This is a genomic window from Halalkalicoccus tibetensis (assembly GCF_037996645.1).
GTDB lineage: Archaea > Halobacteriota > Halobacteria > Halobacteriales > Halalkalicoccaceae > Halalkalicoccus > Halalkalicoccus tibetensis.
The window spans coordinates 760,965-786,515 of record NZ_JBBMXV010000001.1 but is presented as its reverse complement, the minus strand read 5'-3'; the positions used below and the strand labels follow the sequence as shown (position 1 = coordinate 786,515).

The following is a 25,551-nucleotide window of genomic DNA, read 5'->3' as shown; positions in this document are numbered from 1 at the left end:
ATGGGTCGGCGCCTACCGACGGGGATCGACGTGCTCGATCGGAAGCTCGAGGGTGGGCTCCCCGCGGGAAGCGTCGTCGCGCTCACGGCCGCGCCGGCGAGTCAGTCGGAGTTGCTGTTGTACGAGTTCGCCGCCCCCCGCGGGACGCTGTATCTCACGACCGAACGCTCGGCGGAAGCGGTCCGGGACGCCTTCGACCGAACCGTCGTTCCGACCGGCACGCCCGAAATAGAGGAGCTCATGGACGAGACGCCGCTCGATCGGGCCACCGCATTGTCGGAGACGCTCGCCGAGGGCTCGACGCTGATCCTCGACCCGGTCGACCCCCTGGAGTGCCAGAACTCGGCCCGATACCGGCGGTTCCTCAACGGCCTGCGGGCGCGGCTGGTCGATACGGGGAGCATCGCGGTATTGCATTGTCTCACCGGGCACGCCCCGCCGGACGGGCGCGATCTCACGGAACACATGGCCGACGTGGTCTTCGAGCTCGACACCCGGGTGAGCGGCGAATCTGTCGAGAACAGGCTCGCAGTCCCGAAGTTCCGCGGCGGGCGCGCGCTCCCCGAGACCATCAAACTGGAGCTCACCGAGCGGGTGCGGATCGACACGAGCCGCGATATCGCCTGACTACTCCTCGGCGTCGATGTCCAGGTCGCCCTCGAGCTCCTCGACGATCTCGTCGGCGTCGACGTCGGCGTCCTCGAGCGCCTCCTCGACGCCGCCACCGCCGCCCATGCCGCCCATCATACCGCCCATACCGCCCATCATGCCGCCGCCGCCCTCGATGGTCTCCTGAATGATGACCCGATCGAGGTCGAGGCGGTCCATCAGGTCCTGGGCGATCTGCTGTTTCTGGAACATCCACTGCTGGTTCATCGTCAGCTGTGGCGTCGCCTCGATGTAGAGCGTCTCCTTCTCGACGGTCTCGGTCTCGGTCTCGGGCTCCGCATCCTCGTCGTCCTCGCTCTCGACGACGGTCTCCTCCTCGACCTCGTCGGTCTCGACCCACATCTCGAGGTCGGCGTCGACGAACATCGCGAGCATCCCCTTCGCGCGGTCGACGCGGTCCTCGACCTCCTCTTCGATCTCGTACTCGTACTCGACGTCCTCGCCCGCGAGCGGGTGGTTGAAGTCGACGCGGGCCCGGCCGCCGATGACGGTCTCGACGTGGCCGTGCTGGTTCTCGATGTCGACGTGGGCGCCGGGATAGCGGTCGTCCTCGGGGATCTTCTCGGCGCTGATGGTGCGGACCTCCTCCTCGTTGTACTCGCCGAAGGCCTCCTCGGCGGGGACGACGACGCTGCCGGTGTCGCCGGCCTCCTTGCCCTCGATGTCTTCCTCGACCGTCTCGAAGAGGTGGCCCGCGCCGAGCGCGATCACGCGCGGCTCGATGTTCTGCTCCTCGACGTCGACGCCCTCGTCCTCGGCGATCTCTCGATCGGTGGTGTCGACGAGCTGGTCGCCCTCGACCGTGCGTGCGGTGTACGCGAGGCGGACGAAGTCGCCATCGGAGAGCCCGTCGGCCTCCTCGGCGTCCTCGTCGGTCTGAGCCTCCGCCTCGGCGTCGGCGTCGGCTTCGGTCTCAGGTTCATCGGCTGCGGCTGCCTCTTCTTCGTCACTCATACCACAGACGACAGGCGTTCGCGCCTTAAGAACAACGTTTCGTGCCCGCCGCGGACACGGTCGATGGACGGCCTTCAGTGGTCCGAGTACGACTCGATGGCGTCCTCGATCGCCTTCTCGTCGACCTCGCCCTCGGCGTACTCTTCGAGGGTTTCGCGAACCGCCTCCTCGTCGATCTCGCCCTCGGCGTACGCCTCGAGGACCTTCTCGACCGTCTCCCGGTCGACGTCGCCCTCGAACCGGAAGGCGATCTTGCCGTCCTCGTCGATGACGCAGATCGTCACCGAGGCCGTGATGCCGTACTTCTCGAGGGCGTCCAGATCGCCCATCGCGTGCTCCCAGTCGCCGCCGTGTTCCTCGTGGAACGCCTTGACGTCCTCCTTCGAGACGTCGAGGTTGGAGTTGACCGTCACCATGTACGCGTGGTCCTCGTACTTCCCGTGGAGGTCGACCAGCGTCTCGGAGTAGGCCTTACACTCCTCGCTCTCGATGTCGGCGAACATCACGACGGTCGGCTTGTCCTTGGGCTCGATCGTGACCGTCTTCCCGTCCGGGGTCTCGACGTCGACCTTCGGGGCGTCGTCGCCGCTTTTGGGCTTGTCGTCGTCCTTCGTGCCGTCGTCGTGGTCGTCGTCACCGTTCTCGCCGTTGGCGTCGTCGCCGTTCTCCTCCTCGTCCTCGTCCGGGTCCTCGTCGGCGCCGAGGCAGCCGGCCATGCTTGTGAGGGCTATACCGCCGGACAGCTGGATCATGCGTCGTCGTTTTATCTCGCGCATCACCTGAACCAACCACCCATCGACACTTACTTATCTAGATACTATCAGCGAGGTAGTACGTCGCTAACGGTCCGACGGGAGCGATCGGGCCGACGACAGTCACCCGGCGAGGAGCGCCGCCGGTAGGAGTGGGGTCTAGCCGACGGCTAACGCCCGACGACGGCCCCGCAGCCGAGGGCTGTAGCCCGGCCGTTAGCGGGTGGGAAACCGGGCGATCGGAACGCGGGCGTTTTTCAGCCATCGCTCGGTACGGGAGGGCATGTACGAGGTCGAGATGAAGGTCCGGGCCGACCACAGCGCGGTGCGGGAGGCGCTCGCGAGACGGGGAGCCGACCGGATCGGGACCGTCACGCAGCGCGACACGTACTACGACGCCCCGACGCGCGACTTCGCGGAGACCGACGAGGCGCTGCGGGTCCGCCGCGAGGAGCGCGAGGGGGAGGGTCGGGCGAAGCTCACCTACAAGGGGCCGCTGGTCGGCGAGACCGGAAAGACCCGCGAGGAGCACGAGACGGAGCTAGGCGACGGGGACACCATGGACTCGATCCTCGATTCGCTGGGGTTCGTGCCGGTCGAAACCGTCGAGAAGGAGCGCGAGCGGTTCTCGCTGGGGGAACACACCGTAACCCTGGACGGGGTCGTCGGGCTGGGCGAGTTCGTCGAGGTCGAGACGGAGGTCCCCGAAGGCGAGGTCGACGCCGCGCGGGAGGGCGTCGCCCGGACGGTCGAGTCGCTCGGGCTCGACCCGAGCGAGGAGATCCGAACCTCCTATCTCGGACTCCTGCTCGAAGGGACGCGGTGAGAACGGTTTCGTCGCGTGGGCGGTTCGCCGGCGGTTCAGACGAGTACCGAGCCCCGAACGGAGATCGCAGCTTGGCCGATCAGAAGCGCGAGTAGGTGGCCAAACAACAGCATCACCATCGAGATCATCCGGCCGGTGATGATCGTCTCTTCGGTGAGCGCGACGCCGGTTTCCTCGTCGCTATCGTCGGTCTGCCAGCTCGATTCGGGCATGACGACGCCGTCGCCGCTCAGCGAGGGGCGCATCTGCCCGATTCGGTTCGCGATCGCAGCGAAGAAGCTCCCCGGCACGTTCCCGAGGATGATCGCGGGAGCGATGATCGAGAACATCTGGTCGAAACTGGTCCCCGTTGCACTCGCATGGACCTCGCTCACCGCTCAACGGGATCCCACCGGCGCCCATTCCCCCGACGAAGACGGTGATCCCCGAACCGGTGAGCGAAAAGGCCGGCCCCGACCACGTCGTCCGGCAGGTCCCGTGTCCACCGCCGCGAACACGACCAGGAGCAGCGGGAGGTAGAGGTACAGCGGCACGCCGTAGGCGATCTCGTGCTTCAGAAATGCCGAGTCGATCCCTCGACTCGACCACGCAGCTGAGTTGGATATTCTCATACAGTACTGCTGAATCGTAGCGTTAGTCGATTACGGTTGCATACTATTACGATTGGTTTCGAAGCGTGTAAACGCCGAAGCGACAGAATTTCACTATCTTTCAAACAACCATCGTTTCGTGGTGGTTTTTTGTTCGTATACGGACAAGGTCGGCCATGGCAACCGCGCTAGTCGTTCAGACCGGCGACTCGATCGACAACCAGCTCCTCGAAGCCGCCGCGACGTACGCTCGGGGGACGGACACGGATGTCGTGCTCTGTCTCGCGTTCGACAAGAAACGGATACAGAACGACCTCCAGCGCCGGGCGCGGCCCGACCGGACCCTCGACGAGCTGCAGCGGGTCGCGCGGGAGAACGCGGAATCGAGCGCGAAGGCGGCTTTCGGCGAGGAGGTCCCGTATACGATCCGCGAGGAAGTCGGCTCCTTACCGGCCGCGGTAATCGAGCTCGCGGACGAACTCGGCAGTGAGCACCTCTTCGTCAGCGGCAAGCGCCGATCGCCAGCCGGGAAAGCGATCTTCGGCGATGTCGCACAGTCGCTCATCCTCGACTTCGACGGGCCCGTCACCGTCCTCACCGCCTGAGGCCGTCGCTATCGATCGGGATAACGGGCGTGTGATACACAGCGTGCATATTTCGCAGCCGAGTAGTTATCGCAAGGTATAGCATACCCGGACGTGTAGGCTCGTCAATGACCGAGCGGAACATCCGAGTCGAGCCGATCGATCGCCGAGCAGTCGAGGATCAGGAAGTCGAGATCGTCGAGCGAAAGGGGCTCGGCCACCCCGATTCGATCTGTGACGGCGTCGCCGAGAGCGTCTCGAGAGCGCTCTCGCGTGAGTACATCGACCGGGTCGGCAAGGTGCTGCACTACAACACCGACGAGACCCAGCTAGTGGCGGGCAACGCCGCGCCCGCCTTCGGCGGCGGCGAGATGGTCGACCCGATCTACCTGCTGATCGTCGGGCGCGCGACAAAGGAGTACCAGGGGACGAAGATCCCGACCGGGAAGATCGCCCTCGAGGCCGCCCGCGACTACCTCGCCGAGCACGTCCCCGAACTCGAGTTCGGCACCGACGTCATCGTCGACGTGAAGCTCGGCGAGGGCTCGGGCGACCTCCAGGAGGTCTTCGGCGAGGAGGGGACGACCGTCCCGATGGCCAACGACACCTCCTTCGGCGTGGGCCACGCCCCGCTGACCGAGACCGAGCGCATCGTGCTCGAGGCCGAGCGAAGCCTCAACGGCGAGTACAGCGACACCAACCCCGAGGTCGGCCCCGACGTGAAGATCATGGGTAAACGCGAGGGCGACCGGATCGACATCACCGTCGCGGCCGCGATGATCGACGAGTACGTCGCCGATCTCGACGAGTACGACGAGGCCGTCGTGGGCGTCCGCAAGCACGTCGCCGACCTCGCACGCGAGTACACCGATCGGGACGTCTCCGTCCACGTTAACACCGCCGACGACTACGAGCAGGGCTCGATCTACCTGACGACCACCGGCACCTCCGCCGAGCAGGGCGACGACGGCTCCGTGGGTCGGGGCAACCGCGCGAACGGCCTGATCACGCCCAACCGCTCGATGTCGATGGAGGCGACCAGCGGGAAGAACCCCGTCAACCACATCGGGAAGATCTACAACCTGCTGTCGACCGAGATCGCCCACTCGGTCGTCGACGAGGTCGACGGGATCCGCGACCTGCGGGTCCGGCTGCTCAGCCAGATCGGCCGGCCGATCGACCGACCTCACGTCGCCGACGCCCACGTCGTCGCCGAGGAGGGCGTCGAACTGGCCGACATCGAGGACGAAGTCATCGCGATCGTCGACCGCGAGCTCGCGGACGTCTCGGGGATCACCCAGCGGACGATCGACGGCGAGCTCTCGACGTTCTAGCCCGTTCGAAGCCCGTTTATCCCTCCTCGCTCTACCCCGCTCATGACCCCGCCCGAAGCCGACACCGTCCTCGTTCGCTACGGCGATATCGGCGTCAAGAGCACGAAGGTCCAGCGGGACATGGAGCGGACCCTCGAAGCGAACCTCCGGGCGATGCTCGATATCCGGAACGTGACCTGCGAGCTCGACTGGCGGTGGTCCCGGCCACGGATCCGCACCGACGCCGACGCCGCGACGGCCGCCACCGACGCCGCCTGCGACACCTTCGGGATCGTCTCGGCCAGCCCCGCGATCTCGACCGAGCCGACGATGGAGTCCATCCGCGAGGCGCTCTCCGAAACCGCCGCCGGGAGCGAGGTCGAGGGGCCGTTCGCGGTGGACGCGCGCCGGGCCGGCGAGCGCGACGACCACCCCTTTACCAGCAAGGACATCGAGCGCGAGGGCGGGCGGGCGGTCTGGGACGCCCTCGACGATCCCGAGGTCGACCTCGAGGACCCCGCCCGAACGTTCCACGTCGAGTGTCGCCCCGAGGAGGCGTTCGTCTTCGTCGAGAAGCGCGCGGGGCCGGGCGGCCTCCCACTGGGAAGCCAGCGCCCGCTCGTCGCGCTGCTCTCGGGCGGGATCGACTCGCCCGTCGCGGCGTGGGAGGTCATGAAGCGCGGCAGCCCCGTGATCCCCCTCTACTTCGACTTCGAGGCCTACGGCGGGGTCGATCACGTCGCGCGAGCGATCGAATCGGCCCGCACCCTCGCCGGATACGCGCCGAACCACGCACGCGACCTGCGGATCGCGCCCGCGGGCGCGGCCGCGGACCGGCTCGTGAGCGATGTCGGCCCGACCAGGATGCTCTCCCTTCGGCGGTTCATGCTCCGGGTCGCCGAACGGGTCGCGGAGGAGACGCGGGCAGCAGGGATCGTCACCGGCGAGGCGATCGGCCAGAAGTCGAGCCAGACGAGCGCGAACCTCGCGGTGACCGACTGCGTCACCGACCTGCCGGTCCACCGCCCGCTGCTGGCGTGGGACAAGCAGGAGATCATCGCCCGCGCCCGCGAGCTCGACACCTACGAGGACGCGACCATCGAGGCGGGCTGCAACCGGATCGCGCCCGACTACCCCGAGACGAACGCCTCGCTGGAGGCGGTCGAGGGGAACGAGCCCGACCTCGGGACGCTGGTCGCGGAGGCGGTCGCGGGGATCGAGCGGGTTGAGCCGTAGGCCGCCGGAAGCGAAACCGACTTTCGCCGGCCCCGACATTCTCCGCGCGTGACGACCGTCTGCATCGTCGGCAAACCGGAGGTGGACGTTCGCTTCGAGCTTCTGAGCCGCGAGACCGCCCGGCGGGCGCTCGCGACCCACGACCTCTCCGAGCCGTGGGAGAACACCGTCGCCGTCGAGACCGTGAGCCTCGGCGGCGCCGTCTCGCTGCTGAACGACCTGAACTGGTATCTGGTGCGCTTCGCCGACGCCGCGTTCGTCAGGGAGCCCTCGATCAGCGAGGCCGAGTGGCTCTCGCGGAAGCTGGCCGGTCAGGTCCGGGATAACGACCTCCGGCCCGAGGAGACCGATGAGCGCCTCGCGATCTACGGCGTCGAGGGGGGTGCGCTGGTCGAGCCGATGTACGTCACCCGCCGGGACGGCGCGGTTCCCGAGTACGACCTGCGCGACGTCGAGGAGACGGTCGTCGTCCGGGTCGCCGAGGGCGAGTTCGGCGGGTAGCTCACCCGGCCTCGACGTCGACGTCGGTGTTGCCGCCGCCATGGGTGTGGCGTGCGACCTCGGAGTGGGAGGCGGTGTCGGCCCGGACAAGCCAGCCGTAGGGGTACGCGTCGTCGTGGCCCGAAGGGCGGGTGACGCAGCTGTAGGAACGGAGCGTGCCGTCCTTGAGCCGCTCGACGCCGACGAAGCGGACGCCCTCGGACTGGCCGGAGCCGATCACCTGTACCGCGATCAGGGTCGATCCTTCGAAGTCGGTTCCCTCGACGAACTCCCGGGGTTCCGAGCGCCCGTCGAGCGAGAGCGATTCGACATCGTCGGAGGACGTGAGGAGCGCGATGTCGGGTGCGTACTCGCCCCCGATCAGGGGCTCACCCTCGACGGCACGGACCTCGTATCCGAGTTCCGTCCCGGGAAGCTCGGCGTCTCCCGGGCCAGGACAGCCCCGAATCGTCCCCAGAACGGCGAGCTCCACTCGTTCTCGATAGGCGTAACCGAGGCCGAGGATCGACCCCGCGGCGACCGCCCCGCCGGTCACGAGCCGACGGCGCGTGATCGACGGCATACTGCGTTCTATCCGCGGAGAGACATAACACTACTGGCCGTCAGTAGGAACTCAGCCGAACAGGCCTGTCGAGAGGGAGCGCTCGCCGCTGTCGATGTCACGGCAGCGTAGTTCGGGAGACTACCGGCCCACCGACGATAATTATATGTTCGCTTGCGTGTACAGTTACATGTACATGGGGTCGAAGAACATCACCGTCACGGAGGACGTCTACGAGCGGGTCAAGGCGCACAAGCGCCCCGACGAGAGTTTCTCCGATACGCTCAGACGGTTGACGCGGGGTGACCGGGACCCGCTCGATACCGCCGGCAACTGGCCAGGGGTCGCGGAGGCGGCCGAGGCGAGCAGACGGCGGCTCGGCCGCGATCTCGGCGATCGGGGGCGGAAGGGGGAATGACGCTAATCGACGCGAGCTTCCTGATCGACTACACCGATCCCGAGGCGGACCATCACGAGGCGGCACTAAACTACCTCTCGGAGCGCGACGGGCCGTATTTCACGTCGCCGGTAGCGCTCTACGAGCTCTACGAGGGGGTCGCGTGGGTCCACGGTCCAGAGGCGATCGACGACGTCGAGGAGGACCTCTGGTGGGTCGAGCCGGTGGAGTTCTCCGCCTCGATCGCCGTCAGGGCCGCCAGACTCACCTGCTCGCTCAAACGGAGCGGCGACGAGATCAACGGCGCCGACGCCCTGATCGCGGCGACGGCGCTCGCGATCGACCAGCCGGTACTCGCGAACGACAGGCATTTCGACCGGATAGACGGGCTGGACGTGCTCTCGTACGTCTGATTCGAGGGGTGGGAAATGGACCGGACCGTCACGTGGTGCGGGTCGAAGGTCAGTCGAACAGTCCGGTGGAGAGGTAGCGCTCGCCGCTGTCGGGGAAGATCGTCACCACCAGCGGGCAGTCGTCGTAGCCGGCCTCCGCGCCCCCGTCGGCGCTCATCGAACTCATATCGGGTGCCTCAGGGCAGTTCAGCTCGGGCCGCGCGAGACTCTCGGCGACCCGGCGCGCGGCGAGCGAGGCCGCGCCGCTCGACTGGCCGACGAGGACCCCCTCCTCGCGCGCGAGGCGGCGACACTCCCGCTCGGCGTCCGCGAGCGCGACGACCTCGACCCCATCGAGCAGCTCGACGTCGAGCAGGTCGCTGACGAACCCCGGGCCCATCCCTTGGAACTCGTCGGCCCCGGGCTCGCCGGTCGAGAGGACGGCGTTGCCCTCGGGCTCGACCGCGATCACGTCCATCCCGGGGTACTCCTCCTTGAGCCGCCGCCCCGTGCCGGTGATGGTACCGCCGGTGCCGACGCCGGCGACCAGCGCGTCGATCTCGCGGCCCTCGACGGCCTCGATGATCTCGGGGGCGGTCGTCCGGTAATGGGCCTCGGCGTTCGCGGGGTTCTCGAACTGGCCCAGCTGGACGGCGCCGGTCTCGGCGACGATCTCGTCGGCGCGCGCCCGGGCGTCGGTCATGTCACCGGCGACGAGCTCGATGTCGGCGCCGTACGCCCTGAGGAGCCGGCGGCGCTCCTTCGACATCGTGTCGGGCAGGACGATCGTCAGCTCGTAGTCCCGGGCGGCCGCGGCGACCGCGATGCCGATGCCCGTGTTCCCGCTCGTGGGCTCGACGATCGAATCGCCCGGCGCGAGCAGCCCCTCGCGTTCCGCGGCCTCGATCATCGCGAGCGCGGGCCGGTCCTTCGCCGAGCCCCCCGGGTTGAACGACTCCAGCTTCGCCGCGATCGTCGACCCCTCCGGGGAGTCGACCTGGACCAGCGGCGTCCCGATGGCGTCCAGAATGCTCCCGTACATGCGAGACGAATAGGGAACACAGGTATAAACCCCTGATGGACGCGGGTAATAAATCGCCGCGCGGGTATTAGCAACTCCGCCCGATACCCCGCCGATGCTGCCGGGACCGACAGTCGAATGCGAACGCTTGGCGTGGGATGCGCTGTGCAGTCAGTCGGGGTCGGCGGCGTTCGAGCGGTGGTACGCGACCTCTGGAGCGACGGGCGGGGCTGGATCCTCCTGGGAGTGGCCGGCGGCTGGTTCCTCTCGCTCGGCCTCCGGCTCGTCTTTCCCGCCCTGCTTCCCTCGATCCGCGAGGCGTTCGACCTCGGGCTGACGGCCGCTGGCCTCCTCATAACCGTCCTCTGGGTCGCCTACGCGCTGGGGCAGTTCCCCGGTGGGGTCATCGGCGATCGGGTCGGCGAGGGCAACGCGCTGGTGGTCAGTACCCTCGTCTCGGGAACGATGATCGCGGTCGTCGCCCTCTCGAACACGGCGTTCGTCCTCTTTCTCGCCACGGCGCTGTTCGGCTTCTCGACGGCGCTGTTCGGCCCCGCGCGCTTCACGATCCTCTCGTCGATCTACGAGGAGCGCGACGGCACCGCCATCGGCCTGACGCTGTCGGCGGGCGAGGCGGGCAACGCGATCCTGCCGGTCGTCGCCGGGCTGCTCGCGGCGGCCGCCTCCTGGCGGCTGGGCTTCGGCGCGACGGTCCCGCTGTTCGTCCTGATGGCGGTCGTCCTCCATCGAGTCGTGCCCGGGAAGGTGACCGAGGGCAGCGCAGTCGAGAGCCTCTCGCTTTCGACCTTCGGCTACGTCGCCCGCGGGATCGCCCAACGGTCGATCCTGATCGTCACCGGCGTCCACGTCTGTCTCTTCGCCGTCTATCAGGGTTTCACCGGCTTCTACCCCACCTACCTCGTCGAGGTGAAGGGGCTCTCGCCGGGCCTCGCGGCGGGCCTGTTCGGCCTCTTCTTCGCGAGCGGGGTCGCCGTCCAGCCGATCGCGGGCGCCGGCGGCGATCGCTTCGGCACCCGCCCGACGCTGTACGTCGTCTGCGGGGTCTCGACGCTCTCGCTCGCGGCCCTGCCCTTTCTCGACGAGCTGGCCGGAATCGTCGTCGTGACGGTCGTCGCGAGCTCGCTCGTCGGCGCGACGCCGCTGACCCAGACGTTCCTCGTCAACGCGCTGCCGGCGGACATGAAGGGGAGCGGACTCGGCCTGCTGCGGACGGGCTACATCGCGCTCGGGGCGACCGCCCCCCTCCTCGTCGGCGCGGTCGCAGAGCGCGGCTTCTTCGACGGGGCGTTCCTCGGGCTCGCGGCCCTCTCCGGGATCGGGATCCTCCTCACGGTGCTCGTGCCCGACGACTAGCACGCCCGTTAAGATCCCTCGCGACGAACCCTCTGCCATGACCCTCGAGACCATGCGACCGAACCCGACGTGGGACGCGAAGGCACACGAACGCGAGCTCGAACCGTTCGAGCGACACGCCGACGACTTGGTCGTTCGAGTCTGGGGCGGCGACTGGTGTGGCGACTGCCGGGCCGTCCTGCCCGACCTGGGCGCGGCCCTCGACGCCGCGGGGGTTCCCGACGATCGGATCCACGAGTACCCCGTCGAGAAGCTCGACGACGGCTCGAAGAAGGGCCCGAAGGTCGAGGAGTACGGCATCGAGTACATCCCGACCGTCATCGTTGAGCGAAGCTCAACTGGCAGCCAGAACTCGGAGAGTTCTGGCGAGATTGTCGAACGCGACGGCGAAGAGGTCGCCCGGTTCGTCGAGAGCGAGCCGATCCCCGCTTTCGCGCATCTCGCGGAACAGCTGCGCGAGATCGAGGCCTCAGCCTGAGTCCGCGGGACTCGCGGGGTCGAGATCCTCGACCCATTCCAGGGCCTCGCCGATCTCGGTCACCGGCGGCGAGCAGGTAAAGGAGCGACAGACGTAGGCGGTCGGCCCGTCCCTGGCTTCGCGGCCCGCCCAGATCGGCGGCGCTTCGTCAAGCCCCAACTCGTCGAGCCATTCCTCCAGTCCGTCCTCGGTCGGCGGCCGGCGCGCGAGGATCCGGTTCGGGAGGTGCGCGCTCCCCAGCGTCTCGCGCCATTCCTCGGGTAGCTCGTCGGCGGCGATCGTCAGCTCGAGCGAGCCGTTCTCGAACCGATCCGCGACCAGCGCCAGCGTCGCGTGTTCGAGCGGGTTCCCCCGAACTCGGTCGCCGTATCGGGAGAGGACCCGCTCGACGATCCCCTCGAAATCGGCGTCGGCGAAGGGCGAAAGCGAGAGCAGGACGTCGCAGGCGACCCCCAGGCTCGACGGGGTGGACTGGTCGTTCAGCTCCTGGGGACGGGTCACGAGCTCCTCGCCGGCTTCGGGGGTGAAGTACAGCGTCTCTCGCTCCTCGTCCCAGAACTCGCGCTCGATCGCCCGCGCCAGGTCGAGGGCGAACGCCAGGTGCTCCAGCTCGCCGGTCGCCTGGTAGGTGTCGAACGCCCCGCGCGCGAGGAACGCGTAGTCCTCGAGGTAGCCGTCGATCCTCACCTCTCCATCCTTGTATCGCCGCGAGAGCAACCCTTCCTCCGCGTCCCAGAGCTGCTCGCGGACGAACGAGAGCGCCTCCGCGGCGCGGTCGGCGTACGAATCGTCGAGTGCCAGCCCGGCCTCCGCGAACGCCGAGATCATCAGGCCGTTCCAGCCCGCGAGCACCTTCTCGTCGCGGCGCGGGCGCGGGCGTTCCTCGCGGGCCTCGAACAGCCGCCGTTTGGCCTCGCCGAGGCGCTCTTCGACCTCGCTCTCGTCCATCCCGTACTCCTCGGCCAGCGATCCGACGCCCCGCGAGAGCGTCAGCACCGTCGTTCTCCCCTCGAAGTTGCCACCCTGCTCGACGCCGTAGCGCCCGCGGAACAGCGCCGCGCTCTCCTCGTCGAGGACCTCCTCGACCTCCTCGGGCGTCCAGACGTAGAAGACGCCCTCCTCGTGCTCGCCCGTCTCGGGGTCCTCGCTCTGGGCGTCGAGCGTGCTGAAAAAGCCACCCTCAGAATGGCCGAGCTCCCGGTCGACGAACCCGAGGGTCTCCGCGACGATATCGGCGTAGCGTTCCTCGCCGGTGGCCCGGTAGCCCGCGAGGTAGGTCCTCGGGAGTTCGGCGTTGTCGTAGAGCATCTTCTCGAAGTGGGGAACCACCCACTCGCGGTCGGTGGCGTATCGGTGAAATCCCCCGCCGAGGTGGTCGTACATCCCTCGACTACCCATCGCGTCGAGCGTCTCGCGCACGACCTCGCCGTAGGGCCGCCGCTCGGTGCGGTCGTAGGCCCGAAGCAGGACCTCCAGCCGGGCGGTCTGGGGGAACTTCGGGCCGTTCTCGCCGAACCCGCCGTGCTCTCGGTCCGCGCCCCGCAGCGCGGCGTCGGCGGCCTCGATCAGCACGCCCTCCGGGCGCTCGCCCGCCTCGGGCACCTCCTCGAGCTGGTCGGTGATCGCGCGGGTCCACTGATCCGCGCGGTTCTCGATTTCGTCCCTGTCAGTTTCCCAGCTCTCGGCGAGGTTCCCGAGGAGGTCGCCGAACCCCGGCGTCCCGCGGCGCGACTCCCGGGGGAAGTAGGTCCCGACGTAGAAGGGCCGGCCGTCGGGGGTGAGCCAGACCGACAGCGGCCAGCCACCCCTACGGGTGACGAGCTGGCAGATCGTCTGGTAGATGCTGTCGAGGTCGGGCCGTTCCTCGCGGTCGACCTTGACCGGGACGAACCCTTCGTTGAGCTGCCGGGCGATCGCCTCGTCCTCGAAGCTCTCCTCCTCCATGACGTGACACCAGTGACACGCCGAGTAGCCCACCGAGAGGAAGATCGGGACGTCGCGCTCCTCGGCCTCCGCGAGCGCCGCGTCGTCCCACGGTTGCCAGTTCACCGGATTGTCGGCGTGCTGTCGGAGATAGGGGCTCTCCTCCTCGTCGAGCCGGTTCCGATCGGTGCTCATGGCTCGGGGTAGGAAGTCAGGACGGGTAAACGTGACCGTGACCGTGGCCATGGCTGTGGCCGTAGCCACAGGGCTATCACGGTCGGGGTCCTACCCCGAGGCGTGTGTACGCTCATCTTCGCCTGGCAGGCCTTCGCCGACGCCCCCGTCCTCGTCGCGGCCAACCGGGACGAGGCGCTCGGCCGTCCCTCCCATCCGCCGGGGATCTACGGCGAGGAGCCCCGGATCGTCGCGCCGTGGGACGAGGAGGCCGGCGGGACCTGGATCGGCCACAACGAGCACGGGGTGGTCGCCGTCGTCACGAACCGCTGGCTGGATCACGAACTCGCCGGCGAGCGCTCGCGGGGACTGCTGGTCGGCGACGCCCTCGAACGCGAGTCCGCGGAGGACGCCACCCGGTTTGTCGAGCGCTCGGTGGAGGAGTTCGAGTACGACGGGTTCAACCTCGCGCTGATCGACCGGAACGCGGCGCTCCTGCTGGAGTGGGACGGGAGCCTGCGGGTGCGGAACTTCGAGCCCGGCGTCCATATCGTCGTCAACGTCGGTGCCGACGGCGACTTCGAGATCCCCGCTCGACGGGCGGAGTTCGGCGAGCGACAGGCGGAAAGCGCCCGTCGGGCGCGCGAGGCGCTGCAGCCCGAGCCGGGCGAGGATTCGGGGGACTGGCACGAGCGGGCGGCGGCCACGCTCCGGGACCACGACTACGGCTTCTGCGTCCACGCCGAGGAATACGGTACCCGTTCGTCGTCGCTGATCCGCGTCGACTCCGAGAGATCGACGGAGTTCCGGTTCGCGGACGGCCCGCCCTGTGAGACCGAGTACGAGCCCGTCGACCGGGAGGCGAGCTCGGAGTTGAACTAGCAGGCAGCGCTTTTACCCCGATACCTATCGGACCATTGAGTATGGTACTCGATACGGCCATCGTGTTCGTCGTCAGCCTGCTGGTCGGTACACTGGGAATCTACGTCGGGGTCAGCCTCGCGACCAACGAGGCCATCGGCTTCGGCGGCGCGGCGATCACCGCCCTCATCGGGGCGGTCGCCTGGGGGGTCGTGAGCTTCTTCCTCGGGGGAATCCCGCTGGTCGGCCCGCTGCTGGCGCTGGCGGCCTGGATCGGCGTCATCAACGTCCGGCATACGGGCGGGTGGGGTGCCGCGGCCCTGATCGGGCTCGTCGCCTGGCTCGTCGCCGCGGGCGCCCTCTACGCGCTCGCGACGGCCGGCTTCGTCTCGGCCTCCGCGATCGGCGTGCCGGGCGTGTAGATCGGCCGGTCAGACGTCGTCGGGAACCATCGCGCCGAACGTCGCCTCGGCGTCGGCGGGCACGTCGAAGTCGTGGTAGTGCTCGCCCTTCTCCTCGGAGAGGATCGACAGCGCGGCGGCGGCGCCGTCGCCGACCGCGATGGCCGCCTGCCACTCCTCGGCCCGGACCATCGCGCCCGTCGCGAAGGCGTTCTCGACGCTCGTCTCCATGCGGACGTCGACGTCGACGACGCCGTTCTCGGTGAGGTCGCAGCCGAGCTCCTCGGCGAGGTCCCGTTTCGCGCCGGTCGCGAGGATCACGTAGTCGGCCCCGTACTCGTCCTCGTCGGTCGTGACGGTGAACCCGCCGTCCGTGGCCTCGACCGCGGTGACCTCCTCGCCCTGCTTGCGGTCGACGCCGAAGTCGTCGACCTGCTTTCGCGCGGTCGCCATGAAGGCGCTTCCGTCCACGGAGCCGATCCCGAGGTAGTTGAACAGGTGGGCCTTGTGCATCCACGTCGCGTCCGTGTCGAACACGACCGTCTCGAGTCCGTTCTTCGCGGCGAAGAGTCCCGCGCTCAGTCCGGCCGGTCCGCCGCCGACGATGGCAACGTTCGTCATACTCCATCGAGGGCGTCCCGTCACATAAGCCTAAGTGATCCGTCAATTGTCGGACGGACGTCGGCCAGACCTACACAATTTATTTATCGCATGACTCTGCATGCGAATCATGGTATTCGCTAACCCGGTTCCCGTCTTCCTGATCGGGCTGGTTACCGTCGTGGCGCTGCTCGTCTGGCTCAAGCTGCCCGCGTTCATCGGACTGGTGATCGCGACGCTGGTCGTGGGGGCGGCCACCGATCAGGTGCCGTTCGCCGAGGTGCCGGCCGAGACCGCTGCGGGCTTCGGCGACACGATGGTCGGGATCGGGATCCCGATCCTGATGGCGGCGGTGATCGGCAAGACGATGATGGAGAGCGGCGCCGCCGAGCGGATCGTCAGGGCCTTCCAACGCCTCACGGGGGAAGAGCGGTCATATCTGGCGCTCTGGGGGTCCTCGGGGGTGCTCGCGATCCCCGTCTTCTTCGACAACGTCTTCTACCTGCTCGCGCCGCTGGCGCGATCGATGCGCGCCCGGACGGGCCGGGACTACGCGCTCTTTATCGCCGTCGTCGGGGCCGCGGGCGTGACGACCCACGGGTTCGTGCCGCCGACGCCGGGCCCGCTCGCGGTCGCGCTCGAACTGGGCGTCGACCTCGGCGTCACGATCCTCGTGGGGATCGTGGTCGCGCTGCCGACCGCGCTGGTCGCGGGCGTGCTCTACGGCAAGTGGATCAACCGCCAGCTCCCCGACATCCCGCTTCGCGAGACGATGGGTTCGACCGCCGAACAGATGCGCGAGCTCTCCGAGCGGCCGACCTCGGCGCTGCCGGGCCTGTTCGAGGCCTCGCTGCCGATCCTCCTCGCGGTGTTCCTGATCGCCTCGAACACGGTCACCGACTCGATGGTCGACGCCGGAATGCTCGCCGAGGACAGCGCGGCGAACGCGGCGACGGGCTTCGTCGGCGACGCGAACTTCGCGCTGACGGCGGCGGCGCTCGCGGCGGCGCTGACCTACCTCCGCGCGCGCTCGCTCGACCGGGACGTCTGGTCGGACGAACTGGTCGAGTCGCTCAAAAGCGGCGGACACATCGCGGCGATCACCGCCGCCGGCGGGGCGTTCGGCGCGATGCTCGCCGCCTCGGGGATCGGCGACTACATCGCGGGCGCGCTCCAGGGTGTCGGCATCCCGCTGCTGGTCGCCGGCTTCGTCATCGCCGCGACGGTCCGCATCGCGCAGGGCTCGGCGACCGTCGCGCTGCTGACCACGGCCGGGATCATGGCCCCGCTGCTCCCCCAGCTCACCGTCCACCCGGTCTACCTCGTGATGATCATCGGCGCCGGCGGCTCGATCTTCTCGTGGTTCAACGACAGCGGCTTCTGGATCGTCAAGGAGGTCGGCGGGCTCACCCAGGAGGAAACGATCAAGATCTGGACCGTGTTGACGACGATCGTCTCCATCACCGGGTTCATCGTCGTCATGGTGCTCTCGACGCTGTTCCCGTTCGCCTGAGCTCCTGAGCGCGCGGTCGATGTCGATCGAAACCGATGCGGCGAAAACGGTGTCGCTCGATCCGTGACGCCTATCGCAGATCGAGTTCGCGTTTCTCCCAGTCCTTCTCGAAGAGGTTGATCGTGTGGACCCCTTCGCCCGTGTAGGCGTGCTCCTCGATCACGTCGTGATCCAGTTCGATGCCGAAGCCGGGGCCGTCGGGCACCTCCATGAACCCGTCCTCGACGACCAGCGGCTCGGTCAGCAGGTCGTCGACCCACTCGACGTCGTAGGTCTGGAACAGCTCCTGGATCATGAAGTTCGGCACCGTCGTACAGAGATGGGCGTAGATCGCCGACGCGACCGGCCCCTGGGGGTTGTGCGGCGCGAAGCTCACGTGGTCGGCCTCGGCGAGCGCCGCGATCTTCTTGCCCTCCGTCAGCCCGCCCGTGTTCATCAGGTCGGGCTGGATGATGTCGACATCGGTGCGGGTGATCAGCTCGAAGAAGTCGTGTTTGGTCATGTGGCGCTCGCCAGTCGCGATCGGAATCGGCGACTTATCGGCGACCTCCGCGAGGCTGTTGATCGAGTCCGGCGGGCAGGGCTCCTCGAACCACGTCGGCTCGAACTCGTCGAGCTTCCGGGCGATGTCGACGGCCTGTCCGGCGGTGAAGCGCCCGTGGCCCTCGATCAGTAGGTCGACGTCCGGGCCGACCGCCTCGCGCACGGCGCGGACGATGTCGACGGAGTGGTTGAGGTCCTTCTTGGGCATGCGCTGCCAGGCGGTGCCGAAGGGGTCGAACTTCATGGCGTCGTAGCCGTCGGCGACGACCGCTTCCGCGGCCTCGGCGAATCCCTCGGGTTCGCCCTCGGCCTCGGTGTACCAGCCGTTCGCGTAGGTGCGCAGGCGGTCGCCGTGGACCTTGCCGCCCAGCAGGTCGTAGACGGGTTTGTCGAGGAGTTTGCCCTTGATGTCCCAGCAGGCCATGTCGACGGCCGAACAGACGGTGGTGTTGATGACGTTCTTCGAGAACCACTCGTCGCGGTACATCTCGAGCCAGATCGCCTCGGTGTCGAAGGGGTCCTTGCCGATGAAGTACTTCGACATCTCCTCGATGGCGGCGGCGACCGTCCGTGGCTTGTCGTGGGTGGTGGCTTCGGCGAGGCCGGTGACGCCGGCGTCGGTCTCGAGTTCGACGAACACCCAGGGTTTCCAGGGGTTCGCGACGATGTACGTCTCGACGTCCGTGATCGCTACGTCTTCCATGCTCGATTGTGTCACTCGGCCCCCGGGAAGTAATACTACCGGCAGGGGCGTGGTCCGGGCGGGCGTTTATGGACCGGCGTGGCGAACCCGGGGGTATGGACTTCGGCATCGGACTCCTGACCGCACAGCGACGGCCGGACGACGATCGCCCGGCGAGCGAGATCTACGGCGACCTCCTCGAGGTGGGAAAGGCGGCCGAGCGGGCGGGTCTGGACAGCGTCTGGACCTCCGAGCACCACTTCACCGACGACGAGTACCTCTCGGGGACGACCCCGACGCTGGGGGCGCTGGCGGGCGCGACCGACGAGATCACGCTGGCCTCGGGGGTCGCGCTCACGCCCTTCTACGACCCCGTCCGCCTCGCGGAGGACGCCGCGACCGTCCAAGCGCTCTCGGAGGGGCGGCTCACGCTGGGGCTCTCGGTGGGCTACCTCGACTTCGAGTTCGAGAACTTCGGGGTCCCGAAGGACGAACGCACCGACCGCACCGAGGACGCCATCCGCCTGCTGCGAAACGCCTGGGAGCCCGGACCGCTGGAGTACGACTCGGAGTTCCACCCGGTCTCCTCCGACGCCGAGGTGACGCCGACGCCCGACGAGCCCCCGGAGGTCGTTCTGGGCGCGATCGCCAAACCCGCGGTCCGGCGGGCCGCGCGCATGGGCGACGGCTGGTGTGCCAACGAGATGCTCTCGATCGAGGACATCGAGCATCGGAAGAACGACATCGAGCGCGTTCGGGATGAGGAGGGGATCGAGGGAGAGTTTACCACCTACGCGATCCAGTACGCCTTCGTCGGCGACAGCTACGAGGAGGCCTGGGAGACGCTGCGCGAGGGCTACTTCTACCAGCAGCGCAAGTACCAGGAGTGGGGCGGCGAGGAGGAGGTCGACGAGCTCCCCGAGGAGCAGAAGGAGGAGCTCGAGGAGCGTGCGCTCGTCGGCACCCCCGAGGACGTGGTCGAGGGGGTCGAGGAGTACCGCGAGGCGCTCGGCGACGACGTCCACTTCGTCTTCCGGCCGTACGCGCCGGGCATCGACACGGAGGACCTGATCGAGTGCGTCGAACGCCTCGGCGAGGAGGTCGTCCCGCGCCTGTAGCGGGCGAAGGGCAACCTTTAGGCTTCGGCCCGCGCCTCACTCAGCCATGTCAGAGACGGTGCTGCTGGTCGGCGGGGGCGGGCGCGAGCACGCCATCGCGCGGGCGCTCGAGGACAGCGACTGCGAGCTCTACGCGTGTGCCGGGAACCGAAACCCCGGGATCGCCCGGATCGCGGCGGACTTCGGGATGCTCGGCGCCACGAACACGAGCGCCATGACGAGCTACGCCGAGGAGGTCGGCGCGACCCTCGCGGTCGTCGGCCCCGAGGCGCCCCTGCAGGCGGGGGTCGCCGACGCGCTCTCGGAGGCGGGCGTCTACCCCTTCGGCCCGAGCGCCGAGGGGGCCAGGATCGAGACGGACAAGGCCTACCAGCGCCGGTTCATGCGCGAGCACGACATCCCGGGCTGTCCGGAGTTCGAGACCTTCGAGAGCACGGAAGAAGCTTGCGAGTATATCGACTCCTCCACTACGGACCTCGCCGTCAAGCCCGCTGGGCTGACGGGCGGAAAGGGCGTGAAGGTGATCGGCGACCAGGTGGACAAGGAGGGTGCGAAGGAATACCTCCGCGAGGAGGAGTACGACAGGATCGTCCTCGAGGAGCGGTTCGTCGGCGAGGAGTTCACCGTTCAAGGGCTCGTCGCGAACGGCTCGCTCCGGGTAACGCCGGCGGTCCAGGACCACAAACGCGCCTACGAGGGCGACGAGGGGCCGAACACGGGGGGGATGGGATCGTACAGCGACGCGGGGCTCGAACTCCCGTTCATGACTGAGGAGGAATACCGCGAGGCGGTCCGGATCCTCGACGCGACGGTCGCGGCACTGGGCGACTATACGGGAGTTCTCTACGGCCAGTTCATGCTCACCGCGGACGGCGTGAAGGTCATCGAGTACAACGCCCGCTTCGGCGACCCCGAGGCGATGAACACGCTCCCCGTCATGAACACCGACTTCCTCGACGTGCTCATCGCGGCCCGTGAGGGCGAGGACCTCCCGCAGCTCTCCTTTGCCCCGCGCGCGACCGTCTGTAAGTACGCCGTTCCCGAAGGCTACCCCGACGACCCGCAGGGCGGGACGCTCGTCGAGGTCAACGAGGAGAGCGTGGCGCGAGCGGCGACTGAAGACGGCGACACACAGCTGTTCTACGCGAGCGTGGACGGAAGGGACGACGGCATCTATACCACCACATCTCGTGCCTTTGCGGTCGTGGGGATCGCCGGGAGCATCGCCGAGGCCGAGGCGATCGCCGAGCGGGCTCTGGAGGGGGCCGACGAGGGCGTGCGGGTCCGCCACGACATCGGGACCGCCGAACTCGTCCAGTCGCGCATCGGCCACATGAACGAGCTCCGCGGGGAGTAGGGGCCGGCGCACGCAGGGGTAACGACGAGGGGGGTTCCCGTGGTTGCCCGCCCCATGGACGATCACGAGCGGACGCATGACGAGTCGCCGTGGATCGCGACGACCGACGGACCGCGACACCCGCCGCTCGAGGGCGATCGAACCGTCGAGGTCGCCGTCGTCGGCGCCGGCATCGCGGGGCTCTCCGCTGCTGCTCGCCTCGCCGAGGACGGCCGCGACGTGGCGGTGATCGAACGCGACCGGGTCGGGGCGGCGGTGACGGGCCACACCACCGCGAAGGTCACCTCCCAGCACGGGCTGAAGTACGGCCACCTGCTCGAAACGGTCGGCGAGGAGCGCGCGCGCCAGTACGCCGAGGCCAACGAGGACGCTTTAGAGGAAGTCGCCGAGCGAAGCGAGGGGTTCGACGCCGAGTTCGAGCGCGCCCCCGCCTACGTCTACGCGGACGACTCCGAGAGCCGCGGGCAGGTGTACGACGAGGCCCAGGCGGCGAAACGCCTCGGCCTGCCCGCGGAGTTCGTCGGGAGCGAGGAGGTCGACCTCCCCTACGAGACGGCGGGCGCGGTCCGCTTCGCCGATCAGGGCCAGTTCCATCCCCGCAAGTACGTCCTCGGGCTGGCCGAGAGAGTGGAGGAGGAGGGCGGCGCGGTCTTCGAGGAGACGCGCGCGACCGACCTGAGCGGGAGCGGCCCCTACGAGCTCGAGACCGAGTCGGGGACCGTCCGCGCCGAGCACGTCGTCTGTGCGACCCACTTCCCGGTCTTCGACCGCGGGGGGTTCTTCGCGCGGATGAAGACCAAGCGCTCGCACGTGCTCGGGGTCCGGGTCGCGGGCGAACCCCCCGAGGGGATGTACTACAACGCGGGCGACCCCTACCGGTCGATCCGGGTCCACGAACTCGACGGCGAGCCGCTCGTGCTGGTCGGCGGCGAGAACCACGAGACGGCACAGGGTGGCTCGACGCGCGAGCGCTACGAGCGCTTGGAGACGTTCGCCCGGACGTACTTCGACGTCAGCGAGGTCGAGTACCGCTGGTCGACCCAGGACTACACGACGTTCGACCAAGTCCCCTACATCGGCCGGCTCGGCCCCGTCGGCGAGAACGCCTACGTCGCCACCGGCTTCGGCGGCTGGGGGATGACCGGCGGGGTCGCGGCCGGCGAGATCATCTCGGGGCTGATCCGCGACGGCGAGCACCCCCATCAGGAGGTGTTCTCGCCCGCACGGGTCAACGGCGAGTCGGCCAAGACGTTCGTGACCCACAACGCCGAGGTCGGCGCGCATTTCACGGCCGACTGGGCGCGCTCACTGCTGGCCGGCGAGGAGGCGGCCCTCGAAGCGGGCGAGGGCACCGTGGTGAAGACCGACGACGGGCCGGTCGGGGTCTCCCGGGACGAATCAGGAGAGATCAACGCCGTCTCGGCGATCTGCCCGCACATGAAGTGCGTGCTGCGCTGGAACGACGGCGAGGAGAGCTGGGACTGCCCGTGTCACGGCTCGCGGTTCACCCCCGAGGGGCGGGTGCTCGACGGGCCGGCCATCGAGGACCTGCCGCGCCGCGAGGCGCGTGAAAAGTGACGGCACCTGCCGGCCCCGCCCTTTCGGGCGTGGGCGGTCTCGGTTCGCCCATGGGAGACGACGACGAACCAGCGTACGGGAGCAACGAAGTCGAGAACGACGACGGACAGTACGGCGGAACCGAGGACGGCGGGGACGACAAGCGGAGCGCGGGCGGCGAGAGCGACCGAACCGACGGCGAGGACGAAAACGACGAGGGTGACGAGGAGTCGCTCGGCCAGGACGAGACCGACCCCGAGTGATCGGGTGACCGGGCGGATTCAAGGGCTGGGCGGGCGTACGCCGGAACGTGAGCGACGAGATCCCGCCCCGTCACGAGCGCGTGAGCCGCCACCCGACGCCGGGTCGCGCGAACTCGCTGTGGAACTGGCCCGACGCGCGCCACCCCCTCCGCATCGTCGTCAACTACCTCGCGATCGTTCTCGCGCGCCACTCGCCGAGCCTCCGGGCCAAGAACTGGCTGCTTCGGCGGGTCGGCGTCACCGTCGGCGAGGGCGTCTCCTGGGGGCTCGAATCGACGCCCGACGTCTTCTGGCCCGAGCTGATCACCGTCGAGGACGGCGCGATCATCGGTTACGACGCCACCCTGCTCTGTCACGAGTTCCTCCAGAAGGAGTACCGGACCGGGCCCGTCAGGGTCGGCGAGCGGGCGATGATCGGCGCGGGCGCGGTGGTCCTGCCCGGCGTCGAGATCGGCGCGGGCGCGAGCGTCGCGGCGAACTCCCTTGTGACCGAGGACGTGCCCCCGGGCGCGACCGCCGCGGGCGTCCCCGCTGAAGTGCGGACTCCCGGCGAGTGACGGCCTCGTCTTGAAGGGCATGACGGGGGTAGTTTCGTGTATGGAACCCTCCGAGTTCTACACGATGGTCAGACAGCAGGCGGACCTCGAATCGAACGACGAGGCAGAGACGGCCGCGAAGGCCGTCCTCGAGACGCTCTCCGAGCGCCTCGCACCGGGTGAGGCCGAGGAGATCGCCGGCGAACTCCCCAACGAACTGGCCGGGACGGTCGGCACCGAGGACGCGAGCGAGGAGTTCGGCCCCGAGGAGTTCATAGCGCGGCTCGAGAAGCGCGCCGGGGTCGACGAGGAGTTCGCGACCCGGGCGACGCGCGCGACGACCCACGCCCTCGAGGAGGCGGTCGGCGAGGCGTTCGTCGACGCGCGCGAACAGTTCCCCGCGGAGTACGACGAGCTGTTCGCCAGCGCGGCCGACACCCAGTGATCGCCCGGCGAACGCAGGCAGTGTTTTAACTGACGACGCGCGACCATCCTCCCGTATGGATATCAGCGACGTCGCGACCGACGAGTACGTCGCGGTGGAACCGGACACCCGGATCGCCGAACTCAAGCCGTACTTCGAGGACGAGCACATCGACGGCGTGTTCGTCGCCCGGGACGGCGAGTGCGAGGGCGTGATCACGCCCCGCGAGTGGCTCCGCTCGTATCGCGACGACGAGACCGCCGCCGAGCGGCTCGCGAAGGCCGTCCCCCTGTTCGAGCGGACCGCGAACGTCAGGGACGTCGCCCGCCAGCTCGTCGAGAGCGAGACCCGGATCGCCCCGGTCTACGTCGAGGGCGAGCTCTGGGGAGCGATCACGCAGGACGCCATCCTCGAGGCGACCCTCGAGAACCTCGACGTGCTCGAGGTCCGCCAGATCATGACCGACGACGTCGTGACGATCTCGACGGACACCACGCTGGGGACGGCGATCAACAGGCTGCGCGAGCACGGCGTCTCCCGGCTGCCCATCAGCGAGGACGGGCGTCCGGAGGGGATGGTGACGGTCAAGGACATCGTCGACTTCGTCCTGCGGACGCCAGACCGGCCCACCGACGGCACCCGCGGCGGCGAGGACCTCGACCTGATCGACCTCCCCGTCTACGACGAGATGAGCCGGCCCGCCCAGACGATCGGCCTCGAGGACACCGTCGCGGAGGCCGTCAATACGATGTTCGAGTACGACTACGACGGGCTGATCGTCTCGCCCGACTACGACGAGCGCGTCGCGGGCGTGGTCACCAAGACCGACGTGATGCGCGCGCTCTCGTACACCCAGGAGGAGGGGATGGACGTCCAGATCACCAACATCGACGCGCTGCGCTCGACCTCCCGCGAGGAGGTCGGCGAGCGCCTGCTCGAGATCAGCGACAAACACCGGACCATGGACGTCCACCACGTCCACGTCCGGTTCAAGGAGCACGACGAGAGCCTCCGGGGCCAGGCGCTCTACCGATGTCAGGTCCGGATGCGGACCAGCGAGGGCCAGATCGCCGGCACCGGCGAGGGTTACGGCGGCGACGAGGCGTTCTCGCTGGCGCTCGAGACCCTCGAACGGAACGTGCTCGAACGGAAGGGGAAGCGAAGCGACGAGGAGTACCGCGGCCAGCTGCTGCGGAAGCTCGGCGGACTCTAAGACCGCCGTTTGCTCGCGCCCTCCTCGAAGACGGTGCGATTGGGGACGATGTACTCGGTCCCGTCGTCCTCGATGCGGGTGACGAACAGCTCGACCTCCTGGACGACGCCGGAACGGTCGCCGATACGCACCTGATCGCCGATCCCGTAGGGCTCGTTGAGGAAGAGATAGAGCCCCGCGGCGCCGGAGGCGAGCAGGTCCCGGCCCGCGACCGCGACGAGGAAGACCAGCCCGAAGACGTAGACCGCGAGCAGGACCAGCAGGGCGTTGGTCGCGATCCCGAGCTGGCCGAGCGCGATCAGGACCGCGACGTAGATGACGCTGTATTTGGCGACCGTACCGACGAGCCCGACCTCCGGGAACTTGACGCTCCGGAGGCGTTCGTCGATCAGCAGGTCGATCTTGTCGCCCGCGATGATGCCGGCGATGACGACGAACAGCGCGATGAACGCCCGGGGCAGCAGCCAGGCGAGCTCGCCGATCAGGAGGTGGAGCTCGAGCACGCCCGCGACGTACAGCGCCAGCAGGACGCCGACGGCGTAGATGAACCACGAACTCAGCCGCGAGACGACCGAGACCGTCGAGCTACCGAGCCCCTGGGCGGTGCGGTCGAAGGCGGTCCCCTCGACGACGTCGCCGATGCCGATCGCGGTCAGCACCTGTTTGGTGAGCTGGCCGAGGACGTACCCGAGGACGACGACCCCGACGAACACCGCGAGCGCGAGCACCAGCGGTTCGCGCAGGATCGAGATCTGCAT

29 protein-coding genes are annotated in these 25,551 nt (G+C 68.5%); 20 read left to right on the top strand and 9 right to left on the bottom strand.

What is annotated here, in order from left to right:
- On the top strand, positions 1-627 hold the full coding sequence (locus WOA58_RS04425) for an RAD55 family ATPase (RefSeq protein ID WP_340602948.1): 627 nt from the start codon (positions 1-3) through the stop codon (positions 625-627).
- Here the strand turns inward: WOA58_RS04425 and WOA58_RS04420 are convergent, their stop codons facing one another.
- Both WOA58_RS04420 and WOA58_RS04415 read right to left on the bottom strand, forming a co-directional pair.
- A complete protein-coding gene (locus WOA58_RS04420) occupies positions 628-1,623 on the bottom strand; it encodes an FKBP-type peptidyl-prolyl cis-trans isomerase (protein ID WP_340602947.1) in 996 nt (331 codons plus the stop codon).
- A 74-nt stretch (positions 1,624-1,697) separates the two neighbouring features.
- On the bottom strand, positions 1,698-2,375 hold the full coding sequence (locus WOA58_RS04415) for a TlpA family protein disulfide reductase (RefSeq protein ID WP_340602946.1): 678 nt from the start codon (positions 2,373-2,375) through the stop codon (positions 1,698-1,700).
- Positions 2,376-2,658: 283 nt separating this feature from the next.
- Here WOA58_RS04415 and cyaB point away from each other — a divergent pair, with 283 nt between their 5' ends.
- On the top strand, positions 2,659-3,201 hold the full coding sequence (gene cyaB, locus WOA58_RS04410) for a class IV adenylate cyclase (protein WP_340602945.1): 543 nt from the start codon (positions 2,659-2,661) through the stop codon (positions 3,199-3,201).
- Positions 3,202-3,236: 35 nt separating this feature from the next.
- Here the strand turns inward: cyaB and WOA58_RS04405 are convergent, their stop codons facing one another.
- Positions 3,237-3,575, bottom strand: coding sequence for a 2-hydroxycarboxylate transporter family protein (locus tag WOA58_RS04405; protein ID WP_340602944.1), 339 nt, complete (start codon positions 3,573-3,575; stop codon positions 3,237-3,239).
- Positions 3,576-3,967: 392 nt separating this feature from the next.
- On the opposite strand from WOA58_RS04405, the gene WOA58_RS04400 reads away from it, so the two are divergent.
- From WOA58_RS04400 to WOA58_RS04385, 4 genes are all read left to right on the top strand, one after another.
- The gene (locus tag WOA58_RS04400; RefSeq protein WP_340602943.1) at positions 3,968-4,396 is read left to right on the top strand and encodes a universal stress protein; all 429 of its coding nucleotides are present in this window, start codon (positions 3,968-3,970) and stop codon (positions 4,394-4,396) included.
- 107 nt (positions 4,397-4,503) lie between these two features.
- The gene (locus tag WOA58_RS04395; protein ID WP_340602942.1) at positions 4,504-5,709 is read left to right on the top strand and encodes a methionine adenosyltransferase; all 1,206 of its coding nucleotides are present in this window, start codon (positions 4,504-4,506) and stop codon (positions 5,707-5,709) included.
- 42 nt (positions 5,710-5,751) lie between these two features.
- Positions 5,752-6,924 (top strand): tRNA sulfurtransferase, encoded by a 1,173-nt coding sequence (locus WOA58_RS04390; protein ID WP_340602941.1) that lies wholly within the window; start codon positions 5,752-5,754, stop codon positions 6,922-6,924.
- 48 nt (positions 6,925-6,972) lie between these two features.
- Positions 6,973-7,425: a DUF5804 family protein gene (locus WOA58_RS04385; protein WP_340602940.1), complete on the top strand. Its 453-nt coding sequence runs from the start codon at positions 6,973-6,975 to the stop codon at positions 7,423-7,425.
- A gap of 1 nt (position 7,426) precedes the next feature.
- On the opposite strand, the gene WOA58_RS04380 is transcribed toward WOA58_RS04385, so the two are convergent.
- Positions 7,427-7,987, bottom strand: coding sequence for a hypothetical protein (locus tag WOA58_RS04380; protein ID WP_340602939.1), 561 nt, complete (start codon positions 7,985-7,987; stop codon positions 7,427-7,429).
- A 169-nt stretch (positions 7,988-8,156) separates the two neighbouring features.
- Between WOA58_RS04380 and WOA58_RS04375 the strand changes: the two genes are divergently transcribed.
- Positions 8,157-8,384 (top strand): antitoxin VapB family protein, encoded by a 228-nt coding sequence (locus tag WOA58_RS04375; RefSeq protein ID WP_340602938.1) that lies wholly within the window; start codon positions 8,157-8,159, stop codon positions 8,382-8,384.
- Positions 8,381-8,776 (top strand): PIN domain-containing protein, encoded by a 396-nt coding sequence (locus tag WOA58_RS04370; protein ID WP_340602937.1) that lies wholly within the window; start codon positions 8,381-8,383, stop codon positions 8,774-8,776. The genes WOA58_RS04375 and WOA58_RS04370 overlap by 4 nt, the downstream gene beginning before the upstream one ends.
- A gap of 49 nt (positions 8,777-8,825) precedes the next feature.
- Here the strand turns inward: WOA58_RS04370 and WOA58_RS04365 are convergent, their stop codons facing one another.
- Complete coding sequence (locus WOA58_RS04365; RefSeq protein WP_340602936.1) at positions 8,826-9,797, bottom strand: PLP-dependent cysteine synthase family protein; 972 nt, start codon at positions 9,795-9,797, stop codon at positions 8,826-8,828.
- Between the two features lie 144 nt (positions 9,798-9,941).
- Here WOA58_RS04365 and WOA58_RS04360 point away from each other — a divergent pair, with 144 nt between their 5' ends.
- Together WOA58_RS04360 and WOA58_RS04355 are read left to right on the top strand one after the other, a co-directional pair.
- Positions 9,942-11,150 carry an MFS transporter gene (locus WOA58_RS04360; protein WP_340602935.1) on the top strand — a complete coding sequence of 403 codons (1,209 nt, stop codon included), beginning with the start codon at positions 9,942-9,944 and terminating at the stop codon, positions 11,148-11,150.
- Between the two features lie 37 nt (positions 11,151-11,187).
- Complete coding sequence (locus WOA58_RS04355; protein WP_340602934.1) at positions 11,188-11,628, top strand: thioredoxin family protein; 441 nt, start codon at positions 11,188-11,190, stop codon at positions 11,626-11,628.
- Here the strand turns inward: WOA58_RS04355 and WOA58_RS04350 are convergent.
- Positions 11,620-13,746, bottom strand: coding sequence for a thioredoxin domain-containing protein (locus WOA58_RS04350; RefSeq protein WP_340602933.1), 2,127 nt, complete (start codon positions 13,744-13,746; stop codon positions 11,620-11,622). The genes WOA58_RS04355 and WOA58_RS04350 overlap by 9 nt on opposite strands.
- 102 nt (positions 13,747-13,848) lie before the next feature.
- Between WOA58_RS04350 and WOA58_RS04345 the strand changes: the two genes are divergently transcribed.
- A complete protein-coding gene (locus WOA58_RS04345; protein WP_340602932.1) occupies positions 13,849-14,607 on the top strand; it encodes an NRDE family protein in 759 nt (252 codons plus the stop codon).
- A gap of 41 nt (positions 14,608-14,648) precedes the next feature.
- Positions 14,649-15,008 (top strand): hypothetical protein, encoded by a 360-nt coding sequence (locus WOA58_RS04340; protein WP_340602931.1) that lies wholly within the window; start codon positions 14,649-14,651, stop codon positions 15,006-15,008.
- Between the two features lie 9 nt (positions 15,009-15,017).
- Here the strand turns inward: WOA58_RS04340 and WOA58_RS04335 are convergent, their stop codons facing one another.
- Entirely contained in the window at positions 15,018-15,608 is a 591-nt protein-coding gene (locus WOA58_RS04335) for an NAD(P)/FAD-dependent oxidoreductase (protein WP_340602930.1), read from the bottom strand.
- Positions 15,609-15,717: 109 nt separating this feature from the next.
- Here WOA58_RS04335 and WOA58_RS04330 point away from each other — a divergent pair, with 109 nt between their 5' ends.
- Positions 15,718-17,100: a GntP family permease gene (locus WOA58_RS04330; RefSeq protein WP_340602929.1), complete on the top strand. Its 1,383-nt coding sequence runs from the start codon at positions 15,718-15,720 to the stop codon at positions 17,098-17,100.
- A 70-nt stretch (positions 17,101-17,170) separates the two neighbouring features.
- On the opposite strand, the gene WOA58_RS04325 is transcribed toward WOA58_RS04330, so the two are convergent.
- The gene (locus WOA58_RS04325) at positions 17,171-18,346 is read right to left on the bottom strand and encodes a mandelate racemase/muconate lactonizing enzyme family protein (RefSeq protein ID WP_340602928.1); all 1,176 of its coding nucleotides are present in this window, start codon (positions 18,344-18,346) and stop codon (positions 17,171-17,173) included.
- 95 nt (positions 18,347-18,441) lie between these two features.
- Here WOA58_RS04325 and WOA58_RS04320 point away from each other — a divergent pair, with 95 nt between their 5' ends.
- The 7 genes from WOA58_RS04320 to WOA58_RS04290 are packed head-to-tail and all read left to right on the top strand — an operon-like array spanning position 18,442 to position 24,793.
- Positions 18,442-19,443, top strand: a complete 1,002-nt coding sequence (locus WOA58_RS04320) for an LLM class flavin-dependent oxidoreductase (RefSeq protein ID WP_340602927.1) — start codon at positions 18,442-18,444, stop codon at positions 19,441-19,443.
- A 46-nt stretch (positions 19,444-19,489) separates the two neighbouring features.
- Complete coding sequence (gene purD / locus WOA58_RS04315; RefSeq protein WP_340602926.1) at positions 19,490-20,800, top strand: phosphoribosylamine--glycine ligase; 1,311 nt, start codon at positions 19,490-19,492, stop codon at positions 20,798-20,800.
- 54 nt (positions 20,801-20,854) lie between these two features.
- Entirely contained in the window at positions 20,855-22,378 is a 1,524-nt protein-coding gene (locus WOA58_RS04310) for an FAD-dependent oxidoreductase (RefSeq protein ID WP_340602925.1), read from the top strand.
- A 50-nt stretch (positions 22,379-22,428) separates the two neighbouring features.
- A complete protein-coding gene (locus tag WOA58_RS04305; RefSeq protein WP_340602924.1) occupies positions 22,429-22,620 on the top strand; it encodes a hypothetical protein in 192 nt (63 codons plus the stop codon).
- A gap of 47 nt (positions 22,621-22,667) precedes the next feature.
- Positions 22,668-23,177 (top strand): acyltransferase, encoded by a 510-nt coding sequence (locus WOA58_RS04300; protein WP_340602923.1) that lies wholly within the window; start codon positions 22,668-22,670, stop codon positions 23,175-23,177.
- A 40-nt stretch (positions 23,178-23,217) separates the two neighbouring features.
- Positions 23,218-23,601 carry a DUF2267 domain-containing protein gene (locus tag WOA58_RS04295; RefSeq protein WP_340602922.1) on the top strand — a complete coding sequence of 128 codons (384 nt, stop codon included), beginning with the start codon at positions 23,218-23,220 and terminating at the stop codon, positions 23,599-23,601.
- Between the two features lie 55 nt (positions 23,602-23,656).
- Entirely contained in the window at positions 23,657-24,793 is a 1,137-nt protein-coding gene (locus WOA58_RS04290) for a CBS domain-containing protein (protein WP_340602921.1), read from the top strand.
- On the opposite strand, the gene WOA58_RS04285 is transcribed toward WOA58_RS04290, so the two are convergent.
- Positions 24,790-25,551, bottom strand: coding sequence for a mechanosensitive ion channel domain-containing protein (locus WOA58_RS04285; RefSeq protein ID WP_340602920.1), 762 nt, complete (start codon positions 25,549-25,551; stop codon positions 24,790-24,792). The genes WOA58_RS04290 and WOA58_RS04285 overlap by 4 nt on opposite strands.

What these genes read in the sequence shown, in the direction of transcription:
- WOA58_RS04390 (WP_340602941.1), top strand. Translation starts at nt 5,752, where the DNA reads ATGACCCCGCCCGAAGCCGACACCGTCCTCGTTCGCTACGGCGATATC.
- purD (WP_340602926.1), top strand. Translation starts at nt 19,490, where the DNA reads ATGTCAGAGACGGTGCTGCTGGTCGGCGGGGGCGGGCGCGAGCACGCC.
- WOA58_RS04425 (WP_340602948.1), top strand. Translation starts at nt 1, where the DNA reads ATGGGTCGGCGCCTACCGACGGGGATCGACGTGCTCGATCGGAAGCTC.
- WOA58_RS04380 (WP_340602939.1), bottom strand. Translation starts at nt 7,987, where the DNA reads ATGCCGTCGATCACGCGCCGTCGGCTCGTGACCGGCGGGGCGGTCGCC.
- WOA58_RS04355 (WP_340602934.1), top strand. Translation starts at nt 11,188, where the DNA reads ATGACCCTCGAGACCATGCGACCGAACCCGACGTGGGACGCGAAGGCA.
- WOA58_RS04350 (WP_340602933.1), bottom strand. Translation starts at nt 13,746, where the DNA reads ATGAGCACCGATCGGAACCGGCTCGACGAGGAGGAGAGCCCCTATCTC.
- WOA58_RS04420 (WP_340602947.1), bottom strand. Translation starts at nt 1,623, where the DNA reads ATGAGTGACGAAGAAGAGGCAGCCGCAGCCGATGAACCTGAGACCGAA.
- cyaB (WP_340602945.1), top strand. Translation starts at nt 2,659, where the DNA reads ATGTACGAGGTCGAGATGAAGGTCCGGGCCGACCACAGCGCGGTGCGG.
- WOA58_RS04330 (WP_340602929.1), top strand. Translation starts at nt 15,718, where the DNA reads ATGGTATTCGCTAACCCGGTTCCCGTCTTCCTGATCGGGCTGGTTACC.
- WOA58_RS04310 (WP_340602925.1), top strand. Translation starts at nt 20,855, where the DNA reads ATGGACGATCACGAGCGGACGCATGACGAGTCGCCGTGGATCGCGACG.
- WOA58_RS04375 (WP_340602938.1), top strand. Translation starts at nt 8,157, where the DNA reads ATGTACATGGGGTCGAAGAACATCACCGTCACGGAGGACGTCTACGAG.
- WOA58_RS04340 (WP_340602931.1), top strand. Translation starts at nt 14,649, where the DNA reads ATGGTACTCGATACGGCCATCGTGTTCGTCGTCAGCCTGCTGGTCGGT.
- WOA58_RS04400 (WP_340602943.1), top strand. Translation starts at nt 3,968, where the DNA reads ATGGCAACCGCGCTAGTCGTTCAGACCGGCGACTCGATCGACAACCAG.
- WOA58_RS04365 (WP_340602936.1), bottom strand. Translation starts at nt 9,797, where the DNA reads ATGTACGGGAGCATTCTGGACGCCATCGGGACGCCGCTGGTCCAGGTC.
- WOA58_RS04335 (WP_340602930.1), bottom strand. Translation starts at nt 15,608, where the DNA reads ATGACGAACGTTGCCATCGTCGGCGGCGGACCGGCCGGACTGAGCGCG.
- WOA58_RS04415 (WP_340602946.1), bottom strand. Translation starts at nt 2,375, where the DNA reads ATGATCCAGCTGTCCGGCGGTATAGCCCTCACAAGCATGGCCGGCTGC.
- WOA58_RS04290 (WP_340602921.1), top strand. Translation starts at nt 23,657, where the DNA reads ATGGATATCAGCGACGTCGCGACCGACGAGTACGTCGCGGTGGAACCG.
- WOA58_RS04295 (WP_340602922.1), top strand. Translation starts at nt 23,218, where the DNA reads ATGGAACCCTCCGAGTTCTACACGATGGTCAGACAGCAGGCGGACCTC.
- WOA58_RS04395 (WP_340602942.1), top strand. Translation starts at nt 4,504, where the DNA reads ATGACCGAGCGGAACATCCGAGTCGAGCCGATCGATCGCCGAGCAGTC.
- WOA58_RS04325 (WP_340602928.1), bottom strand. Translation starts at nt 18,346, where the DNA reads ATGGAAGACGTAGCGATCACGGACGTCGAGACGTACATCGTCGCGAAC.
- WOA58_RS04320 (WP_340602927.1), top strand. Translation starts at nt 18,442, where the DNA reads ATGGACTTCGGCATCGGACTCCTGACCGCACAGCGACGGCCGGACGAC.
- WOA58_RS04370 (WP_340602937.1), top strand. Translation starts at nt 8,381, where the DNA reads ATGACGCTAATCGACGCGAGCTTCCTGATCGACTACACCGATCCCGAG.
- WOA58_RS04285 (WP_340602920.1), bottom strand. Translation starts at nt 25,551, where the DNA reads ATGCAGATCTCGATCCTGCGCGAACCGCTGGTGCTCGCGCTCGCGGTG.
- WOA58_RS04305 (WP_340602924.1), top strand. Translation starts at nt 22,429, where the DNA reads ATGGGAGACGACGACGAACCAGCGTACGGGAGCAACGAAGTCGAGAAC.